Source organism: Bradyrhizobium sp. UFLA05-112, from assembly GCF_053572325.1.
Genome location: NZ_JBANBK010000004.1, coordinates 128,872 through 148,960 on the forward strand (window position 1 = coordinate 128,872; position 20,089 = coordinate 148,960).

Annotated in this window: 13 protein-coding genes; 8 read left to right on the forward strand and 5 right to left on the reverse strand. The window is 64.2% G+C overall.

Going from position 1 to position 20,089, the window contains the following annotated elements; translation table 11 throughout:
- Positions 1-192 precede the first annotated feature (192 nt).
- Positions 193-1,989 (forward strand): adenylate/guanylate cyclase domain-containing protein, encoded by a 1,797-nt coding sequence (locus SO180_RS04115; protein WP_449377538.1) that lies wholly within the window; start codon positions 193-195, stop codon positions 1,987-1,989.
- Positions 1,990-2,171: 182 nt separating this feature from the next.
- A complete protein-coding gene (locus SO180_RS04120) occupies positions 2,172-4,937 on the forward strand; it encodes a di-heme-cytochrome C peroxidase (protein WP_449377539.1) in 2,766 nt (921 codons plus the stop codon).
- Between the two features lie 95 nt (positions 4,938-5,032).
- On the opposite strand, the gene SO180_RS04125 is transcribed toward SO180_RS04120, so the two are convergent.
- Positions 5,033-5,980 (reverse strand): alpha/beta fold hydrolase, encoded by a 948-nt coding sequence (locus SO180_RS04125; RefSeq protein ID WP_449377540.1) that lies wholly within the window; start codon positions 5,978-5,980, stop codon positions 5,033-5,035.
- 207 nt (positions 5,981-6,187) lie between these two features.
- Here SO180_RS04125 and SO180_RS04130 point away from each other — a divergent pair, with 207 nt between their 5' ends.
- Both SO180_RS04130 and SO180_RS04135 read left to right on the forward strand, forming a co-directional pair.
- On the forward strand, positions 6,188-6,652 hold the full coding sequence (locus SO180_RS04130) for an Hsp20 family protein (protein WP_449377541.1): 465 nt from the start codon (positions 6,188-6,190) through the stop codon (positions 6,650-6,652).
- A 164-nt stretch (positions 6,653-6,816) separates the two neighbouring features.
- Positions 6,817-7,587 (forward strand): alpha/beta fold hydrolase, encoded by a 771-nt coding sequence (locus tag SO180_RS04135; RefSeq protein ID WP_449377542.1) that lies wholly within the window; start codon positions 6,817-6,819, stop codon positions 7,585-7,587.
- Positions 7,588-7,847: 260 nt separating this feature from the next.
- Here SO180_RS04135 and SO180_RS04140 read toward each other — a convergent pair whose 3' ends face one another.
- Positions 7,848-8,612, reverse strand: coding sequence for a hypothetical protein (locus tag SO180_RS04140; protein WP_449377543.1), 765 nt, complete (start codon positions 8,610-8,612; stop codon positions 7,848-7,850).
- A 492-nt stretch (positions 8,613-9,104) separates the two neighbouring features.
- Here SO180_RS04140 and gltB point away from each other — a divergent pair, with 492 nt between their 5' ends.
- The gene (gene gltB / locus SO180_RS04145) at positions 9,105-13,832 is read left to right on the forward strand and encodes a glutamate synthase large subunit (RefSeq protein ID WP_449377544.1); all 4,728 of its coding nucleotides are present in this window, start codon (positions 9,105-9,107) and stop codon (positions 13,830-13,832) included.
- Positions 13,833-13,974: 142 nt separating this feature from the next.
- Positions 13,975-15,426, forward strand: a complete 1,452-nt coding sequence (locus SO180_RS04150) for a glutamate synthase subunit beta (protein WP_449377545.1) — start codon at positions 13,975-13,977, stop codon at positions 15,424-15,426.
- 160 nt (positions 15,427-15,586) lie between these two features.
- Here the strand turns inward: SO180_RS04150 and SO180_RS04155 are convergent, their stop codons facing one another.
- Both SO180_RS04155 and SO180_RS04160 read right to left on the reverse strand, forming a co-directional pair.
- Entirely contained in the window at positions 15,587-15,847 is a 261-nt protein-coding gene (locus tag SO180_RS04155; RefSeq protein WP_449377546.1) for a hypothetical protein, read from the reverse strand.
- Positions 15,848-15,859: 12 nt separating this feature from the next.
- Positions 15,860-17,608, reverse strand: a complete 1,749-nt coding sequence (locus SO180_RS04160) for an outer membrane beta-barrel protein (protein WP_449377547.1) — start codon at positions 17,606-17,608, stop codon at positions 15,860-15,862.
- Positions 17,609-17,810: 202 nt separating this feature from the next.
- Here SO180_RS04160 and SO180_RS04165 point away from each other — a divergent pair, with 202 nt between their 5' ends.
- A complete protein-coding gene (locus tag SO180_RS04165) occupies positions 17,811-18,818 on the forward strand; it encodes a KpsF/GutQ family sugar-phosphate isomerase (RefSeq protein WP_449377548.1) in 1,008 nt (335 codons plus the stop codon).
- Between the two features lie 141 nt (positions 18,819-18,959).
- Here SO180_RS04165 and SO180_RS04170 read toward each other — a convergent pair whose 3' ends face one another.
- Entirely contained in the window at positions 18,960-19,514 is a 555-nt protein-coding gene (locus tag SO180_RS04170) for a carboxymuconolactone decarboxylase family protein (RefSeq protein ID WP_449377549.1), read from the reverse strand.
- 72 nt (positions 19,515-19,586) lie between these two features.
- Here SO180_RS04170 and SO180_RS04175 point away from each other — a divergent pair, with 72 nt between their 5' ends.
- Positions 19,587-19,910, forward strand: coding sequence for a winged helix-turn-helix transcriptional regulator (locus tag SO180_RS04175; protein ID WP_449377550.1), 324 nt, complete (start codon positions 19,587-19,589; stop codon positions 19,908-19,910).
- The last annotated feature ends 179 nt before the right edge of the window (positions 19,911-20,089 follow it).

Below are 20,089 nucleotides of genomic sequence, written 5' to 3' on the forward strand. Positions count from 1 at the left end.
GGCTGGCTTAGTTGGTTCGCCGAGCTGCGTCCACCACCGGATTTGCGTAGGATTTGCGACGAAATTGCAATGCGGATCACACTTCCGCTTGCCTGCGCGTGCTCTATAAGGGTTAGGTTCTGGAAATGCACGGATTCGCGGAAGACGGCCACGCCGGTGGCTGGTGCCCGATCCCTTGGAGCCCGCGACGATATGGAAAGACGCCTGGCCGCCATCGTCTGCGCCGACGTCGCTGGCTATTCGCGCATGATGGGCACCGACGAGGCCGGCACCCATGCCGCCTTCAAGGCCCACCGCAGCGCGATCCATCCCATCATCCTCAATCATGGCGGCCGCGTCGTGAAGAACACCGGCGACGGCTTCCTGCTCGAATTCCCCAGCATCGTCGGCGCCACTGAGGCCGCGATCGCGATGCAGATGCTGATGGCGGAGCGCAACGACCACCTGCCCGCCGACCGCGCCATGCAGTTCCGGCTCGGGATCCACATGGGCGACGTGATCGCAGACGAGGACGAGGTGTTTGGCGACGACGTCAACATCGCCGTCCGCCTCGAATCCGTGGCAAGCCCAGGGGGCTTCGCGATCTCGGCCAAGGCCTATGGCGAAGCAGGCCGGCACCTCAACGTGCCACTGGCCAATGCCGGCACGCACCGCTTCAAGAACATCAAGGAGCCGGTCGGCGTCTTCACCTGGACGCCGGACGGGACGTCCGCGCAGGCGATGCAGACCAAAGAGGTCTCCGCACTGCCGCAGCAATATCGCACCGCGATCGTGGGCGTGCTGCCCTTTGCCAATTTGAGCGACGCCGGCGACGAATATTTCTCCGACGGCCTCACCGAGGATCTGATCCACGCGCTTGCCCTGCAATCCTTCTATCGCGTCCTCAGCCGCAATTCGACCTTCGCGTTCAAAGGCAAGAACATCTCGACGCGCCTGATCGCGCGGGAGATCGACGCGACCTACTTGATTCAGGGTTCGGTGCGGCGCGGCGGCAGCAAGATCCGCGTCACGGCCGAGCTGATCGCGCCGGAGACCGGCGAGCAGCTCTGGACCGGCCGCTACGACCGCGACATCGGCGACCTCTTCGCCATGCAGGACGAGATCACGACCAGCCTGTCGGCTGCGATCGCGACCGAGATCTTCCGCGCGGAAGCCTCCGCCCCGGCGCGCCAGACCAACGACGTGACCGCCTGGGACCGCTTCCTGAAGGGGCTGTCACATTACTACCGGCAGACCAAGGAGGACTTCGACACGGCCATCGCGCTGTTCAAGGAGGCGATCTCGCTCGATCCCAAGCTGTCGATCGCGCACGCCTATCTCGCGACGATCCAGCTCCAGAGCATCCAGTTCGGCTGGGTCAAGGGCTCGCGCGAGATGTGGGTCGCGGCGATGTATCTGGCTGAGACCAGCGTCCGGCTCGACCCGCGCTCCTCCTTCGCATTCTCGATCCTGTCCTGGGTCCATGCACAGGACGGGCATTATGAGGCTGCGATGGACGCTGCCAAGCGCGCGGTCACGCTCAATCCCTACGACATGGGTGCACGCGGCGTGCTCGGCATCTGCCACTTCGTCATCGGCGAGCATCGCCAGGCGATCGAGCTGTTCTCGATGGCGGCGCAGCGCGGCAACAGCGATCCGCGCTATCAATGGGCGGCGCTGAACGCATTCAGCCATTACATGCTGGGCCAATATGACGCGACGTTGTCGTGGGCCCGGGAGCAGCTCTACATCAATCCGAACCACATGCAGGCGCTCGCGATCCGAGCCGCGGCACTGGCGCAGCTCGGACGGACCGAGGAAGCCACTGAGGCTGCCGAGGTGCTGATGAGCAACTACCCGAGCCTGACAGTCGAACGGCATCTGAGGAATTTTCACTGGAAGCAGGCTCCGGACCTCGCCCATTACCGCGAAGGGCTCCTGAAAGCGGGCGTCCCGCTCGTCAAGCTCAGCCTCGTCCAGAGCGACGTCAAACGCGCCGCAGATTCCTGAAGGGCAGGCCACCCTCCCTCTGCAGTTCTTCGACCTCCCGCCTGCTCTTGTTGACACGACAGTGAATTCAGACACACTTCGTCACACGCTGAAGTAGTATAGCGTGCTGTCGGTTTGTTAGGACTTTGCGCGCTCTATCGGCGCGTTGCTTTTCACGATTCGTTGTTTTCAGGATTTGGGCCATGGATGACTCCGCTTCGAAGCCCCCCTTCGACCCCTCGATCCAGGTCTCGCCGAACAATCCCTGTCCGTTCCTGCGCGGCCTCGTCGGCGAAGGCTTCGTCGACGGCGGGACTGTGCCGCTCATCCCGCTGTCGCAGACCGTTGCGAATGCGAGCGGCGAAACGGGGCTGAAGAAGGTCTCGGCCCGCATCCAGGTCCGCGGGGTGGCACTCATGGCCAACGGCTTCCGCCACATCCTGAAGAGCATCTGGTCGGGCGCGCAGCTCGACGCGCTGCGTGGTAGCCCGCTGGACAAGCTCGGCGCCGGCTCGCGCATCCTCAGCGTCGACGGCAAGGTCAACGAGGATGAGATCACACGGCTTGAGAGCTTCGGCCGTACCTACACCGATCCCGACGGCGGCAATACCGAGCGAGGTCTCAACGCGTCGGAAATCAAAACCTTCATGCGCGACAACCTCAAGCGCGCCGGCAGCGCCGCACGCTGGTACTACCCCCTGTTGATGAAGTTCGAATGGCCCATCCTCCTGAAGATCATGGGTAAGGGCAAGGGCGAGGACCGCTATCTCAGCGTGGACGACGTGCGCACGCTGTTCAACGAGCGCAAATTTCCGAACCGGATCAACCAGCGCATCCTGACGCAGCCGCTGCTGTCGGCCTGCCAGCTCAGGTTTCGCTGGGCGTTCGCGCTCGGAGCGCTCATCGCTGCGCTCGGCCTCGCCGGCTTCGTCGCGGTCGCCGAATTCCCCAACCAGGTCCGCGCCATGCTGCCGCAGAAGGGAGTACTCGCGCAGCTTCTGCCGCCGCCCTTGCCCACGCTCCCGGAGACGACGGCAGCCTATTGGCTCGAGCAAAACTGGTCGCTGAAGGACCGGCACTGGTTCCACCACGCCAGCCAGGGCACCGCGACGTTTCCGGTGCCTTATACCTGGTTCATGGCACTCGAGCAGCCGCGACTCCATCTGTTCTCGCGGCCGGGCATGATGAAGGACAGCGCCTATCTCGAGCGCTTCGGCTTCATCCCCAGTCCGCAGTCGATCCAGACCGACGTGACAACGCTGCGCCGCTTCGGTTACGCCAATGTGTATGAGACGACGCAGGTGGCGGACTGGTCGACCAGATGGACGCCGGCGGAGAACGTCGACGGCCTGCCGGTCGGCTTTGCACGGATGACCGGTGTCGTCGATCCTGCGACGGGCCGTCGCGAAGAGGACAAGATCGGGCTGACCTGCGCGGCCTGCCATACAGGCCAGATCCACTACAAAGGCGTGGACGTGCGCTTCGATGGCGGCCCGGCCATGACCGATTTGAAGAAGCTCGAGCTCTCCACCGGCCTGTCGATCGCCTACACCCTGTACGTCCCGTTCCGCTTCCAGCGCTTTGCCGATCGCGTGCTCGGGCCCGAAGCCAGCAAGGCGGAGCGCGACGCGCTCAAGCAGAAGCTCAGCGCAATCGGCAAGTTTCTGATCGATTGGCAGAACAAGTACAACGACACGATCGAGCACAAGCTGACCTGGGACAAGAAGAAGCAGCAGGACACCGAGGAAGGGTTCGGCCGTCTCGACGCGCTCAATCGCATCGGCAACCAGGTTTTCTCGCAGGATCTCGCGTTGAGCGGGGTCAGCGGCTTCGAGAAGAATCTGCACGCCCAGGACGCGCCCGTCAGCTATCCCGCGATCTGGACCGTACCGTGGTTCAAATTCGCCCAATACGACGCCTCGATCGAGCAGCCGCTGATCCGCAATGCCGGCGAAGCCCTCGGCGTGACGGCGCTGCTCAATCTATCCGATGCCTATCCGGAGGACACGCTTTGGCGGTCCTCGGCTCACATCAAGACCCTCGGCTGGATCGAGGACCTGCTCAGGGGCCCCGATCCATTCAAGCCATCCGATCCCTCTGGCGGCCCGAGATTCGGAGGCCTTCTGGCACCGAAATGGCCCTCGCAGATTCTCGGCGATGCATGGCGGCTCGATCAGAAGAAGATCGACAATGGCCGCAAGATCTACGCCGAGATGTGCTCCGGATGCCACCTGCCAGCCGCCGACACCCCGGCCTTCTGGTCCTCGGGGCATTGGGAGGCAAGCGGCGACAGCAAGGTGCTGAACGCGGTGACGATTCCCCTCGACGAAATCAAGACGGATCCCGAACAGTCCCTCGTGCTCACCAACAGGATTGTCGATGTGCCCGGCTTCCTGAAGGTCAATACGGCCGACCTCAAGACGTGGTGGCAATGCGACATCCCGACCGCGAGCTCGCCGACCGAGATGGTGTATGCGCTCGGCCTCATGACGGTGGTCGACCTCGTCGCCCGCAAGTGGATGGACGACGACAAGACCCCGGAAGCCGAGCGGGCGAAATTGTGGAATCTCGCGCGCAAGAATTGTCTCAATCCGGCGCCCGGGCCACGCTATCGCGCGCGGCCGCTCAACGGCATCTGGGCGACGGCGCCTTATCTGCATAACGGTTCGGTGCCTTCGCTGTATTGGCTGCTGAAGCCGCAAGGCGAGCGCCCGACGAAGTTCTGCATGGGCCGCCGCGACTATGATCCCGTGACCGTCGGTTTTGCGGTCACCGCCGACGAGCGCTGCGAGACGGGCGAAACGCAATTCTCGGCGGGGTCGGAGAAGGATCCTATCCAGGGCAACAGCGTGCTCGGCCATTCCTTCGAGCTCAAGGAAGGCGAACCGAAGCGCCCCGGCGTGATCGGCCGTATATTCAAGAACGACGAAGAGCGCTTCGATTTGATCGAATATCTGAAGACGCTGTAGTTCGCTCTCTCACAGGCGTTCCGCCCTTACCTTGAGGAGCCCGCCGGAAGGGGCGTCTCGAGGGATGACACAATAATGTCAGAAGTGCCCGCTGGTCACCCAAACAACGGCGTGCCGGGCACAAAGGCATCAAAAGCTGCCCAGAACTGGGCGCGGTAGCGGTCCTGCTCCTGGAGGATCTCGTGCTTGGCGCCGGCGATCACGAGGTGTGAGCCGGCACGCAAGTGATACGCGAACTCCTCGATTGCAGCGGTCGAGACGATGGTGTCGTTGGAGGCCGCCAGCATCAGGATCGGCTGGCGGATTTCGGACGGATAGGACATGCCCTTGAAGGTGTGCATGGCGCGGAACGCGGTGTCGGCCCACGCGACCGTCGGCGAGGCGAGGCCGAGCGTCGGATCCTCCTCGAGGATGGCGACATTGCGCGCATAGCGCACGGGATCGCTGGTCAGCGGATTGTTGATGAAGGGATCCATGCCGGTGAGACGATCGCTTCCGCCGGGAACGTAGCGGCCACCCTGGCCCAACAGCCGCGACGTCATGAGCAGCGCGCGCGCCGGAAATGACGTGGAGCGGCCCGGCAAATCGATCATCGGCGCCGACAGCACCATGCGATCGAACCAGCGTTTGCCGGCATGCGCGATCCGCAACATCACCGCGCCGCCCATGGAATGGGCGAGCGCGAAGAAAGGCGGCGGGCAATCCGGCAGCACGACCTGCTGCACGAACGTCTCGACGTCGATCTCGTAGTCGGAAAAAGCGCGCACGTGGCCCTTGCGCGGATCGCGCAGCCGGCGCGCGGAATGACCCTGCCCGCGCCAATCGATCATCGCCACCGCAAAGCCGCGGTCCCGCAGGTCGCGCACCGTCTCAAAGTATTTCTCGATGGATTCGCTGCGGCCCGTGAAGACGCAGACCGTGCCCTTGCGGCCTGCCGGCGGCGCCCAGCGCGCAAAGCGCAGCTCGGCACCGTCGGGCGTCTTGAGGGTGCCGCTGACGACGTTTTCGGGAACGGGATTGGCGGGAATCGAGACCAGCGTCATGGACAGGAAATGCTGAAATTCAAGGGACGGCAGCGCCGAAAAGGCGTTGCTATCGCCCTCTTGAACGCTGTTTCATCCCACCCATATCATTTTCGTGCAGGCCGCTACCAGTGCTTCGGGAACCCGAGCATCAGGCTGCACACAGACTAAAGCCCGGCCCGATTGGCGGGCGGGTTACCAGATCAGTCGCTCAATGGAGGACTAACCATGCGTACCTACGACCTTACTCCCTTTTACCGTTCCACCGTCGGTTTCGACCGTCTCTTCAACCTGCTCGACCAGACGACCTCGGACGGCAGCCCCGGCTATCCCCCCTACAACATCGAGCGCACCGGCGAGAACGCCTACCGCATCACCGTTGCGGTCTCCGGCTTCTCCAAGGACGAACTTTCCATCGTCGCGAAGGAAAACACGCTGACGATCAAGGGCGAGAAAGTCGCCAATGAGAACAGCAAGTCCGAAGTGCTCTATCGCGGCATTGCCGCACGCGCCTTCGAGCGCGCATTCCAGCTTGCCGATTTCGTGCAGGTGAAGAACGCCTCGCTCGAGAACGGCCTGCTCCATGTCGACCTCGTGCGCGAAATCCCCGAGGCCAAGAAGCCGCGCCAGATCGCCATCAACACCAATGCGCAGGCCACGCAGGTGATCGAGGGCGAGAAGGCCGCCGCCTGAGGCGTTCATCACATTCGACTTTCAAGTTGCGAAAACGCCCCGGTGCCCCGGGGCGTTTTTGTTTGTCTTTTCTGCACTGCATCACAGAGCGGTGAAGAGACGTAACGAGGCTGCAGCGCGATCCGTCCTTCCCGGCATCGGACCAAGACAGACGGAGAATGGACATGAAAGTCTGGCGCACCCTGTTCGTCGCAGCGAGCCTGCTGGCCGCGCCCATCACCCTTGCCCACGCGCAATCGACGGCCCCGGTGAAGGCGAAGAATGTCGTGCTGGTGCATGGCGCCTGGGCTGATGGTTCGAGCTGGTCCGAGGTCATCCCGATCCTGCAGGCGGCAGGATTGCATGTCACGGCCGTGCAAAACCCGCTTACGTCGCTCTCCGAATCCGTCGAGGCCACCAAGCGCGCGCTGGCCGAACAGGACGGCCCGACCGTGCTGGTTGCGCATTCCTGGGGCGGCACCGTCATCAGCCAGGTCGGCACCGATCCGAAGGTTACCGGTCTCGTCTACATCGCCGCGCGAGCGCCAGATGCGAACGAGGATTTCGTGGCGCTGTCAAAGCAATTCCCGACCGGCCCGGTGCGCGCCGGCATCGTCGAGCGCGACGGCTTCACGAAGCTCTCAGAGGACGCATTCTTGAAGTATTTCGCCAACGGCGTCGCGCCGGAGAAGGCCAAGGAGCTCTACGCCGTGCAGTGGCCGACCGCGGCCTCGATCTTCGCCGGCCGCACGACGGAGGCGGCCTGGCATGCGAAGCCGAGCTGGTATGCGGTGTCGAACAACGACGACACCATCAATCCCGACCTCGAGCGCTTCCTCGCCAAGCGGATGAACGCAACGACGGTCGAACTCGATGCGGGCCACTTGTCACTGGTGTCGCATCCGAAGGACGTGGCGAAGCTGATCCTGCAGGCGGCAGGCTATGGACCGAGTTGAGGCTGCCTGACTTCAACGCGAAAAATGCTCCGGACAACCGGAGCGTTTTTGTTTCGCACCGCCTCTCCTGCAGTCGTCGTGGCGAACGCCAACCCCCCGCGCGAGCGCTTGCGCTCGTCGCGGTTTCCCCAGGGGGAGTTCGGCGAATACTCGTCGTCCGGCGCGCGCAATCGATAGACCTCGCGGTATGGGTTCTGGCTTTCGCCAGGACGACACCGTTGGTGGGATGCGCGCCGTCGCTACCAACGCGCCTCACGCCGTTATTCGAGCCCCTGCGCGGCCGGCATGCCCTGCGTCGGCAGGATGGTCGGGGCGGGCTTGGTCTGGCCGACGGTCGGCGCGCTTGCTTGCGGCGCGGCCTCGCTGGGCTTGGCCTGCGCGGCTGCAGCCTGCTGCGAGGCTTCGGCCCGAGCCTGCTGTGGCGCGGCCTCGGATGCTGCCGGCCTGGCGGCGGCCACGGGCGCCTCGCCGCGCGACGGGGCCGACTTTGGAATCGGGACGGTGCGGCTTGCGACATGCGGGATCGGAGCCGGCGGCCTCGGCGCGGCGCTGCGGATCACGGTCGGCGGCGGCAGAGCGCCATGTGGGCCGTAAGGGATTACCGCACCTTCCTCATAGGCCGGCCCCATGCCGAAGCCAGGACCGAAGGCCGGCACGAAGCGCAAAATCCGCCCGTCACGGGCGTCGATCACGAGCCGGCCGTCGTCGCCGCGGCGGTCGACCACCGCGATGGTGTAGACGACCCCACGCAGACGCGGGATGCCGAGCGGCGAAAAGCCGTTTTCGCGCAGCACGGCATAGACCTCGGTTGCCGGCAGCAGCGCAGGCGCAGGCGCGCGCTCATACTCGTAGCCGTATCCATAGGGACGCGGCGGCGGTGCCTCCGGCGGACCATAGGGGCCGTCGAAATCCGAGACCGCCGTGGTGGGCCCGCGCAGCCCTCCATTCGCCAGCCCCTGCGCGTCGGCAGCAGATACCGCCAGCACACATGCGGCGGCAGCCACCCATCCTGTGAACAACTTCATGGTCGATACGCTCCTGTCGGGCCCCCCGGACGGCATGCGCTCTTTCGGCTGTAGGCCATGGCGCGCCTTTCGAAGGGCTGATCCGAAGCTTCCCCCGGGATTCCGACCGACTCAGGGCCGGATCGCGGCGCGTTTGCCTCAAATCCGGGGCGGACCCGATGCGGGAAAGCGCGTGATTGACACCTTGGGAATCGGGACTTTTGCGTGCTTGTGTGCTAGACAAAATTTTGGCAAGGTGATGGTTAGGACAGGAAACCTGTCTCAATTTTCTTGTAATCCCGGCACAGGGATTGCAACGAAAAACGGCGCTCTCGAGCGCCAGGAAGCTGCAGGCTAAAGCCGTTCTCGGGGACGTGGAACGCCCAGGCCTGAATTTAAGAAAATGCGGCTCGCAACGGACGAGCGGTGGCCCAAAGAGCGGGTGCCGCGGAACGCCCAAGGTGCGCCGAAGATGGCGGTGAGGCAGCTTGCCGCATGGAGAGGACAGGAACAATGAACGGGTCGCAATTCGAGCGCGCAAACATCGTGGCAGAAGAACTGTCGGCGACGGTCGCCTCGAAAACCGCCGATCGCGAGCACACGTTCCGCCCGCCCGCCGAAGGTCTGTACGATCTCGGCATGGAAAAGGATTCCTGCGGCGTCGGCTTTATCGCCAACATCAAGGGCAAGAAGTCGCACGAGATCGTTTCGGACGCGCTCAACATCCTCTGCAACCTCGAACATCGCGGCGCGGTCGGCGCCGACCCGCGCGCCGGTGACGGCGCCGGCATCCTGGTGCAGATCCCGCACGCCTTCTTCGCACGCAAGACCAAGGAGCTCGGCTTCTCGCTGCCCAAGCCCGGCGAGTACGCCATCGGCGCCCTGTTCATGCCGCGCGACACCGCCTGGCGCAACGTCATCAAGAGCATCATCGCCGATCAGATCAAGGCCGAAGGCCTCAAGCTGCTCGGCTGGCGCGACGTGCCGACCGACAACTCCTCACTCGGCGTCACCGTGAAGCCGACCGAGCCGAACCACATGCAGGTGTTCATCGGCCGCAACGGCGCCGCCAAGACCGACGAGGAGTTCGAGCGGAAGCTCTACATCCTGCGCAAGTCGATCTCGCAGGCGATCTACCAGCGCCGTGAGCGGGGACTAGCAGGCTATTACCCCTGCTCGATGTCCTGCCGCACCGTGATCTACAAGGGCATGTTCCTCGCCGACCAGCTCGGCAAGTACTATCCCGACCTGCACGAGAAGGACTTCGAGAGCGCGCTCGCGCTCGTGCATCAGCGCTTCTCGACCAACACCTTCCCGACCTGGTCGCTGGCGCATCCCTACCGGATGATCGCGCATAACGGCGAGATCAACACGCTGCGCGGCAACGTCAACTGGATGGCGGCGCGTCAGGCGTCCGTGAGTTCCGAGCTCTACGGCAAGGACATCAGCCGACTCTGGCCGATCTCCTATGAAGGGCAGAGCGACACCGCCTGCTTCGACAACGCGCTCGAATTCCTGGTGCAGGGCGGCTACTCGCTGCCGCACGCGGTCATGATGATGATTCCGGAGGCATGGGCCGGCAATCCCCTGATGGATGAGAAGCGCCGCGCGTTCTACGAATATCACGCCGCCCTGATGGAGCCGTGGGACGGTCCGGCCGCGATCGCCTTCACCGACGGCCGCCAGATCGGCGCCACGCTCGACCGCAACGGCCTGCGGCCCGCGCGCTATCTCGTGACCAAGGACGACCGCATCGTGATGGCGTCCGAAATGGGCGTGCTCAAGATTCCGGAGGACCAGATCGTCACCAAGTGGCGCCTCCAGCCGGGCAAGATGCTGCTCGTCGACCTCGAGCAGGGCCGCCTCATTCCCGACGACGAGATCAAGGCCGAGCTTGCCAAGAGCCATCCCTACAAGGAGTGGCTCGACCGCACACAGATCGTGCTGGAGGAACTGCCGAAGGCACCGACCACCGGCGTGCGCTCGAACCTGTCGCTGCTCGATCGGCAGCAGGCGTTCGGCTACAGCCAGGAAGACATCAGCATCCTGATGACGCCGATGGCCTCGACCGGCGAGGAAGCCACGGGCTCGATGGGCAACGATACGCCGGTCTCGGCGTTGTCGGCCAAGCCCAAGCCGCTGTTCACCTACTTCAAGCAGAATTTTGCGCAGGTCACCAACCCGCCGATCGACCCGATTCGCGAGGAGCTGGTGATGAGCCTGGTCTCGATCATCGGACCGCGGCCGAACCTGTTCGACCTGCAAGGCCTCGCCACCACCAAGCGCCTCGAAGTGCGCCAACCGATCCTGACCGATGCGGATCTCGAAAAGATCCGCTCCATCGCCGATCTCGGCGATTCCCACTTCAGGTCGCGCACGCTCGACACCACCTTCCACGCCGGCCTCGGCGCGGCCGGCATGGACCAGGTGCTCGACGAACTCTGCGCGCGTGCGGAAGCCGCGGTGCGCGAAGGCGTCAACATCATCATCCTGTCCGACCGCATGGTCGGCACCGATCGCGTACCGATCCCCTCGCTGCTGGCCTGCGCCGCCGTGCATCATCATCTGATCCGCACCGGTCTGCGTACCTCGGTGGGCCTCGTCGTCGAGTCGGGCGAGCCGCGCGAAGTGCATCACTTCGCCTGCCTTGCCGGCTACGGCGCGGAAGCGATCAATCCCTACCTCGCGTTCGAGACGATCATCGCGATGAAGGAGCGCCTCCCCGGCTCGCTCGACGACTACGAGATCGTCAAGCGCTACATCAAGTCGATCGGCAAGGGCCTTCTCAAGGTGATGTCCAAGATGGGCATCTCGACCTACCAGTCCTATTGCGGCGCGCAGATCTTCGATGCGGTCGGCCTCAAGGCGGACTTCGTGTCCAAGTTCTTCGCCGGCACCCACACGCGCATCGAGGGCGTGGGTCTCGCCGAGATCGCCGAAGAGGCCGTGCGCCGTCACGCCGACGCGTTCGGTGAAGCACTGGTCTACAAGACGGCGCTCGATGTCGGCGGCGAATATGCCTATCGCACCCGCGGCGAGGACCATGCGTGGACGGCCGAGTCGGTGTCGCTGCTCCAGCACGCCGCTCGCGGCAATTCGCAGGAGCGCTATCGCGCCTTCGCGAAGATCCTCAACGAGCAGTCCGAGCGTCTGTTGACGCTGCGCGGCCTGTTCCGGATCAAGAGCGCGGAGGAAGAGAAGCGCAAGCCCGTGCCGCTCGACCAGGTCGAGCCGGCCAAGGACATCGTCAGGCGTTTCGCCACCGGTGCAATGTCGTTCGGCTCGATCTCACGTGAGGCGCACACGACGCTCGCGATCGCCATGAACCGGATCGGCGGCAAGTCGAACACCGGCGAAGGCGGCGAGGAAGCCGACCGCTTCAAGCCGCTGCCGAACGGCGACAGCATGCGCTCGGCGATCAAGCAGGTCGCCTCGGGGCGTTTCGGCGTGACGACGGAATATCTCGTCAACTCCGACATGATGCAGATCAAGATGGCGCAGGGCGCCAAGCCCGGCGAAGGCGGACAGTTGCCCGGCCACAAGGTCGACGCGACGATCGCCAAGGTCCGGCATTCGACGCCGGGCGTCGGCCTGATCTCGCCGCCGCCGCACCATGACATCTACTCGATCGAGGATTTGGCGCAGCTCATCTACGACCTCAAGAACGTCAATCCGACGGGCGACGTCTCGGTCAAGCTCGTCTCCGAAATCGGCGTCGGCACGGTGGCCGCCGGCGTTGCCAAGGCGCGCGCCGACCATGTCACCATCGCCGGCTTCGAGGGCGGCACTGGTGCATCGCCGCTGACCTCGATCAAGCACGCCGGCTCGCCCTGGGAGATCGGCCTCGCTGAAACCCATCAGACGCTGGTGCGCGAACGGCTGCGCAGCCGCATCGCGGTCCAGGTCGACGGCGGCTTCCGCACCGGGCGCGACGTCGTGATCGGTGCACTGCTCGGGGCCGACGAGTTCGGTTTTGCGACTGCACCGCTGATCGCGGCTGGCTGCATCATGATGCGCAAATGCCATCTCAACACCTGCCCGGTCGGCGTCGCCACGCAGGACCCCGTCCTGCGCAAGCGCTTCACCGGCCAGCCCGAGCACGTGATCAACTACTTCTTCTTCGTCGCCGAAGAGGTTCGCGAGATCATGGCGAACCTCGGCTTCCGCAGCTTCAACGAGATGGTCGGCCAGACCCAGATGCTCGACCAGACCCGTCTGGTCGCGCACTGGAAGGCCAAGGGCCTCGATTTCTCGAAGCTGTTCGTCAAGCAGAAGGAAGAGAAGGGCCAGAAGATCTATCACTCGGAGCGCCAGAACCATCATCTGGAGGCCGTCCTCGACCGCAAGCTGATCGAGAACGCGACGCCAGCTCTCGACCGCGGCGCGCCGGTGAAGATCGAGGCCGAGATCAACAACACCGATCGTTCCGCCGGCGCGATGCTGTCGGGCGCGGTGGCCAAGATCTACGGCCACGCGGGGCTGCCGCATGACACGATCCATGTCAGCCTCAAGGGCACCGCCGGCCAGGCCTTTGGCGCGTGGCTCGCCCACGGCGTCACCTTCGAGCTCGAGGGTGAAGGCAACGACTACGTCGGCAAGGGCCTGTCGGGCGGCAAGATCATCGTCAAGCCGCCGCGCAACGGCGGCATCGTGCCGGAAGAGAGCATCATCGTCGGCAACACCGTGATGTACGGCGCGATCGAGGGCGAGTGCTACTTCCGCGGTATCGCCGGCGAACGTTTTGCGGTGCGCAATTCCGGTGCTGTGGCGGTCGTCGAAGGCGCGGGCGATCATTGCTGCGAATACATGACCGGCGGCATCGTGGTCGTGCTCGGCAAGACTGGGCGCAACTTTGCGGCCGGCATGTCCGGCGGCATCGCCTATGTACTCGACGAGGCTGGCGACTTCGACAAGCTCTGCAACCTCAGCATGGTCGAGCTCGAGCCGGTGCTGTCGGAAGAGCTGATCAACGCCGGCACCTACAACCACTCCGGTGATCTCGAGGCGCATGGCCGGGTCGACGTGTTCAAGAACCTGCTCGATTCCGACGTCGAGCGCTTGCACGTCCTGATCTCGCGCCATGAAAAGGCGACCGGCTCCAGGCGCGCGATCGAGATCCTCGCGAATTGGAAGGAATGGCTGCCCAAATTCCGCAAGGTGATGCCGGTCGAGTACCGGCGCGCACTGCGCGAAATGCAGGCCAACGCGGACGCCGAGCCGAAAATCGCGATCGGGGCGTAAGTATCAACGCTCGTCATTGCGAGCGAAGCGAAGCAATCCAGATCTCTCCTCGGGAAACAGCCTGGATTGCTTCGTCGCTTCGCTCCTCGCAATGACGATGAGGAAGAAACAAACGAATTAAGCGGCAGGGACTTCGGGTTTTATGGGCAAGATCACGGGCTTTCTCGAAATCGAACGGTATGATCGCAAGTACACCCCGGTCGCCGAGCGCTTGAAGCATTTCAACGAATTCGTCGTTCCGCTCTCGGAGAAGGAAACGCGCGACCAGGCCGCGCGCTGCATGAATTGCGGCATTCCCTACTGCCACGGCACCGGCTCGGTCGCGCCGGGCACGCCCGGCTGCCCGGTCAACAACCAGATTCCCGATTTCAATGACCTCGTCTATCAGGGCAATTGGGAAGAGGCTTCGCGCAACCTGCACTCGACCAACAACTTCCCGGAGTTCACGGGCCGCATCTGTCCTGCGCCGTGTGAAGCCTCCTGCACGCTCAACATCGACGACAACCCGGTCACCATCAAGACCATCGAATGCGCGATCGTCGACCGCGCCTGGGAGAACGGCTGGCTGAGGCCCGAGATCAACACCGAGAAGACCGGCAAGAAGGTCGCCGTGATCGGCTCGGGTCCGGCCGGCATGGCCTGCGCGCAGCAGCTCGCACGCGCCGGTCATGACGTGCATGTCTACGAGAAGTTCGCCAAGGCCGGCGGCCTGCTCCGCTACGGCATCCCCGACTTCAAGATGGAGAAGGGTATCATCGACCGCCGCATCGCACAGATGGAGGCGGAGGGCGTCACCTTCCACTACAACAGCCATGTCGGCGCCGCCGGCAACGTCGATCCGCGCGAACTGCTCAACGAGTACGACGCCATCGCGCTGACGGGCGGCGCAGAAGCCCCGCGCGACCTGCCGATCCCCGGCCGCGACCTCGATGGCATCCATTACGCGATGGACTTCCTGCCGCAGCAGAACCGTCGCAATTCCGAGGAGCCTTTGAACGGCGTCACCGACATCCTCGCCGGCGGCAATCACGTCGTCGTCATCGGCGGCGGCGACACCGGGAGCGACTGCATCGGCACCTCGCTGCGCCAGGGCGCCAAGACCGTGACCCAGCTCGAGATCATGCCGGCGCCGCCTGAGCGCGAGAACAAGGGCCTGACCTGGCCGAACTGGCCGCTCAAGATGCGCACGTCGTCGAGCCAGGCCGAAGGCGCGATCCGCGAATACGCCGTGCTGACGCAAAAGTTCTCTGGCGAGAACGGCAAGGTCAAGAAGCTGCACTGCGTGCGCGTCGACGACAAGTTCAAGCCGATGGCCGGCACCGAGTTCGAACTCGACGCCGAGCTGGTCTTGCTCGCGATGGGTTTCGTGCACCCCGTGCACGAGGGCCTGCTCAAGCTCCTGTCGGTCGACCTCGACCCGCGCGGCAACGTCAAGGCCAACACGCTCGACTACCAGACCTCGCGCCCCAACGTCTTCTCCGCCGGCGACATGCGCCGCGGCCAGTCGCTGGTGGTGTGGGCGATCCGCGAGGGGCGACTGTGCGCGCGCTCGATCGACACGTTCCTGATGGGGAAGACGGACCTGCCGCGGTAGTTTTTCGCTCCGCCGCCAGTTTCACGCACACTGTCATCGCCCGCGAAAAGCGGGCGATCCAGTATTCCAGAGGCGGTGACGAATACGGAGAAGCCACGGCGTACTGGATGCCCCGCCTTCGCGGGGCATGACGGCGGAGTGAAGGGATAGCGAGCGGACCTCAACCCAGGACGTGCGGGAAGTGCTTTGCATCCCACTCGTCGAGTCGGAACAGCACCTTACCGTATTCGAGAAGCTTGTCGTTCGGTCGATAGGCGCGCGTCGAAACTTCAACGTCCGACGGTATTGGCATCAAGTGAAAATGCTCGTTAGTCTGACTTAGGGCCAGCAGTTCCTTGACGAGAAGGTCTCGGCCTTCAGGATTAAGCCACAGTTCGAATTCTCCAGCCGAGTTGATGTCTAACGTAATTCGAGCTGCCATAATTGCTCTCCCTCAATTCTGCATCCTCACCCCCAGCATCACCACCGTCCCCGCTGAACCCGCGCCGACGACGTTCGAATCCAGGATGTCGTGGCGCAGGCTGCCCTTGATCCAGAGGTTGCGGTTGAGCTTGTAGATGATGTCGCCTTCGATCGAGTAGGTCTTGTCGTTGCGGTTCTGGCCCTGATAGTCGAGCGTGCCGTAGGTGAACTTGCCGATGCCGGTGAGCCAGCGGCGGAAGTCGTGGTCGACCTCGGCGGTGTAGGTGCGCACCAGCACGCCGGAGGCGCCGGGGATCGTGGTCTCGGCGAGCTGCGTATCGGTGAAGAATTTCACGGTGGTGAGCCCGCTGGCGTTCCAGATTAGCGAGCCCGTGGTCAGGAAGCCGCTGAGCTGGCTGAGCCGCGGGTCGACATAGTTGCGCGCGGCGTAGCCGATCGAGATTTCGCCGGTGAGGATGCGCGAGAACTCGAAGGACGTGCCGACCTTGGCATAGCCGCCGTTTGAATCGCGCAAATAGCCGTTGCGGTCGGCGGCCTGGTCGTGAACGCGGGTGTCGCCCTCGATCTCCAGGAACGGCTTCAGACCCGGCTTGAGATCGTAGGAGAAGCGGCCGATGCCGCCGTACTGGTTGAAGTCGCGATCGTCGTTGCTGGAAACCGTGCCGTCGGTGAGTTTCGAGTTGGTGTAGGCGGTGCGATCGACCGTGGCACCGGCGGCGACCTCGAAACGATTGAAGGTCTGGTCGACGCCGAGCGTCGTGCCGTAGGTGGCGTAGATCGGATATTTCTGCAGTCCGGCCTGGATGTTCGGGCTGCCGGGATTGTCGGTGGCAAGGCGCAGGCGGAGCTGCGAGGTCAGCTTGAGATCGCGATCGACGTCGATGCGGCCGTCGACATGGCCGGTGAAATCCGGCCGATCGATCTCGACGGGCGCCGGCGAGGCGACGCCATCGATCGTCGCAGGCAACTGGTTGCCATAACCGGTGAATGAGCCGCGCAGGTCCGCGACTAGCGCGTGGCGCTCCCAGTCGGACATCACGACGAGCTCGGGCGCCACGACATAGAGCGGCGAGCCGATCGGCTTGTTGAGCCGCGCCGGGTTGGTGTCGTAGCCGCCGGAGAGCTCGAGCGCACCCTTGATCAGGAAGCTGCCGGCGTAGTCACCGACGGGACCGAACGGGTCGTCGTCCAGCTTGAGGCGCCGGCGCAGCGGCTGGCCCGGCACGGTGCCTGCCATCGCCGCCGGCACCGGCGTCTTGTTGGCGGTCTCCGATGGCGGCGGCGCGATGCGCGGCTGGCCGATGCCGGGCGTGGACGTCGCGGTCGGGGCCGGGGTACCGGGGCCGGGCGCACGCTTCGGCTTCGGCTGTCCGGGATAGAGCTTGGGCTGCTGCCGCTTGCGATTGAGTGAGTCATAGCCCGAGGCGCCAGAGCCATTGGCCGCGGGCAGGCCATAAGTCGGCACCTGACCGACGCGCGATGGCGCCGGTGTGTCCTTGTTCTTGCGTGGATCGGCGCTGGGATCGGGCAACGCCGGCAAGGCGTCCGACGGCGGCTGCGCAAATGTGGTCGTGGCCGTCCGCCGCGTCGGCAGCGTGTCAGGCGAGACGAAGCCGCCGCGATTCGGATTGAAGAGGTCTGGCGTGAGGCTCTGGGCGACAGCGGGCGCACTCTCCAGCACGGTCAGCGCAAGGCATGACAAGGCGGCGCGCAAGACGTGCGCGCGTTTGCTCCGGCTCCTGCCTGGAGACGACCCCACGATGGAAAAAACTCCAACGACTTCAGACACTTCAGCAATGGCTTCCGCGGAGGACGCGGGTACCATCGTTAAAGGAGTTAAAACAATTATGGTTAATGAGCCGTTGAGGACGGAGGTACGCGCGTCGCCTCCCTGCCACGACCGTGCTAAGCAGACGGCCACGGGCAAACAGGGTTTGCCGACCTCTTCCCTGGATCAAAGCATGCCGAGCTCGAAACCGCTGATGACCGCATCATCCGGCCCCGCTTCTCCCGACATCGAATCCGCGCTGCGCACGCTGGAGACAGAGAGCGGCGGCATCGGCGCACTCGCCAGCGCGCTGAAGGGACCGCTAGGGGCGAGCTTCACGGCGGCGATCGACAAGATCCGCAACGCCAAGGGGCGCGTCGTCGTCACCGGGCTCGGCAAGTCCGGCCACATGGCGCGCAAGATCGCAGCGACCCTGGCCTCGACCGGCACGCCCGCCTTCTTCGTCCACGCTGCCGAAGCCGGCCATGGCGATCTCGGCATGATCACCACCGACGACGTCATCATGGCGCTGTCCTGGTCCGGCGAGCAGCCGGAGATGAAGAACCTCGTGAATTATTCGGCGCGCTTCGCGATTCCCATGATCGCGGTGACGTCGAACGCAGGCTCCGCGCTCGGACAGGCCGCCGATATCGTGATCGAGCTGCCCAAGGCGCGCGAGGCCTGCCCGCACAATCTGGCGCCGACCACCTCGACCCTGATGCAGGCCGCGATCGGCGATGCCATCGCGATCGCCCTGCTGGAGGGGCGCGGCTTCACGGCGCTGGAGTTCGCGCATTTCCACCCCGGAGGAAAACTCGGCGCGATGCTGAAATTCGTGCGCGACTACATGCGCACCGGCGCGGAGATTCCCGTCAAGCCGCTCGGCACGAAGATGTCGGACGCGGTGGTCGAGATGTCGGCCAAGGGCCTCGGCTGCGTCTGCATCGTAAGCGACGCGGGCGAGATCGCCGGCATCATCACCGACGGCGATTTGCGCCGCCACATGCGGCCCGACCTCCTGACCGCGACCGTCGACGACATCATGACGAAGCAGCCGAAGACGGTGCCGCCCTCCATGCTCGCGACCGAGATGCTGGAGGTGCTGAACACGAGCAAGATCACGACGCTGATCGTGGCCGAAGCAAGCAAGCCGGTTGGCATCGTGCACCTGCACGATCTCTTGCGGGCGGGCGTGGCTTAGTCCGACTGCTGCCTCCTCTCCGTCATTACGAGCGCAGCGATGCAATCCAGAATGCGACCGCGGAGGTTCTGGATTGCTTCGTTGCTTCCGCCTTCGCTCTTCGAGCTACGGCGGACAAGTCGCTCCTCGCAATGACGACGCTTAGAGCGCTGGAAACCGCGCCGCCTTCTCCTCCAGCGGCAATCTCAGCCCGTTCGCCAGATACGACACCGTGCGGTAGACCCCGCAGAGCATCATGATCTCCAAGATCTGCGCGTCGTCGTAATGCGCTGCGAGCGCCGCGAACTCCGCATCATCAAGCGTCGCGCGATGATGCAGGGCATCGACGGCCGCGATCAGCGCCCGCTCAGTCGCAGACCAGCAGGTTGAAGTCGCATCGCCATGAGCGGTGGCGCGGACCTGTTCATCCGTGAGACCCGCAGCTCCCGCGAAGATCGCGACGTGCACGCCCCATTCATATTCGCATGTGTTCAGTGCGCAGGTGCGGTCGATGACGATCTCGCGCGCACGCAAGGACAGTGGCCCCGGGTCCAGGAGGCTGCTGGCGCGAAACTTGTCCCAGGCGCGCTTGTGTCCTGCCATTACCCGGAACAGCATCAAGGGCGGCGCACCGCGCATGATGCGGTTGAACTGCTCATCGATCTCGGACGGGTATGGCGGATCCAGCGGTGCGATGCGCGGTGCGGCAGGTGACATGGCCAACCTCTATGCTACAATAACTGTAGCAACGTACGCTACACTATATGTAGCAACATGCAAGAGGCAGACATGGTGAGGCAGGTCGGGCAACGCAGCGTACGCGGCTCACGCACGGGCCGGCCGATCATGGCGCTGCTGGACCTCTTGGGGAAACGCTGGTCGTTGCGGATCCTGTGGGAATTGCGCGGCGCCCCCCTCACCTCTCGCGCGCTACGCAGCGCCTGCGACGAGGCATCCCCCACGGTGCTGCAGGCGCGGCTGACGGAATTGCGCGAGGCGGGTTTCGTAGAACTTGGGGAGGCCGGCGGCTACAGCCTGACGCCGCTCGGGCGGGAATTGTGCGAGACCTTCATGCCGCTGCACCGGTTTGCGGAAAAGTGGCGAAAGAATTGAGCAAAGCGTAGCGCCTTGCTCAATGCCTTCCCTTCTCCCGCAAGGGGAGAAAGTGCACTCCATAGAGCTCCATACAGCTCCATGCAACTCCACTAAGCAATTGTACTTGCTGGATTTATCTTCACCGCGCTACAGTGTGGTCCATACTCCTCCACCCCCATCGTGGGGACATTTTGAGG

Coding starts and splice junctions, on each gene's coding strand:
- SO180_RS04150 (WP_449377545.1), top strand. CDS start 13,975: ATGGGCAAGATCACGGGCTTTCTCGAAATCGAACGGTATGATCGCAAG.
- SO180_RS04175 (WP_449377550.1), top strand. CDS start 19,587: ATGGTGAGGCAGGTCGGGCAACGCAGCGTACGCGGCTCACGCACGGGC.
- SO180_RS04115 (WP_449377538.1), top strand. CDS start 193: ATGGAAAGACGCCTGGCCGCCATCGTCTGCGCCGACGTCGCTGGCTAT.
- SO180_RS04155 (WP_449377546.1), bottom strand. CDS start 15,847: ATGGCAGCTCGAATTACGTTAGACATCAACTCGGCTGGAGAATTCGAA.
- SO180_RS04170 (WP_449377549.1), bottom strand. CDS start 19,514: ATGTCACCTGCCGCACCGCGCATCGCACCGCTGGATCCGCCATACCCG.
- SO180_RS04120 (WP_449377539.1), top strand. CDS start 2,172: ATGGATGACTCCGCTTCGAAGCCCCCCTTCGACCCCTCGATCCAGGTC.
- gltB (WP_449377544.1), top strand. CDS start 9,105: ATGAACGGGTCGCAATTCGAGCGCGCAAACATCGTGGCAGAAGAACTG.
- SO180_RS04130 (WP_449377541.1), top strand. CDS start 6,188: ATGCGTACCTACGACCTTACTCCCTTTTACCGTTCCACCGTCGGTTTC.
- SO180_RS04165 (WP_449377548.1), top strand. CDS start 17,811: ATGCCGAGCTCGAAACCGCTGATGACCGCATCATCCGGCCCCGCTTCT.
- SO180_RS04135 (WP_449377542.1), top strand. CDS start 6,817: ATGAAAGTCTGGCGCACCCTGTTCGTCGCAGCGAGCCTGCTGGCCGCG.
- SO180_RS04140 (WP_449377543.1), bottom strand. CDS start 8,612: ATGAAGTTGTTCACAGGATGGGTGGCTGCCGCCGCATGTGTGCTGGCG.
- SO180_RS04125 (WP_449377540.1), bottom strand. CDS start 5,980: ATGACGCTGGTCTCGATTCCCGCCAATCCCGTTCCCGAAAACGTCGTC.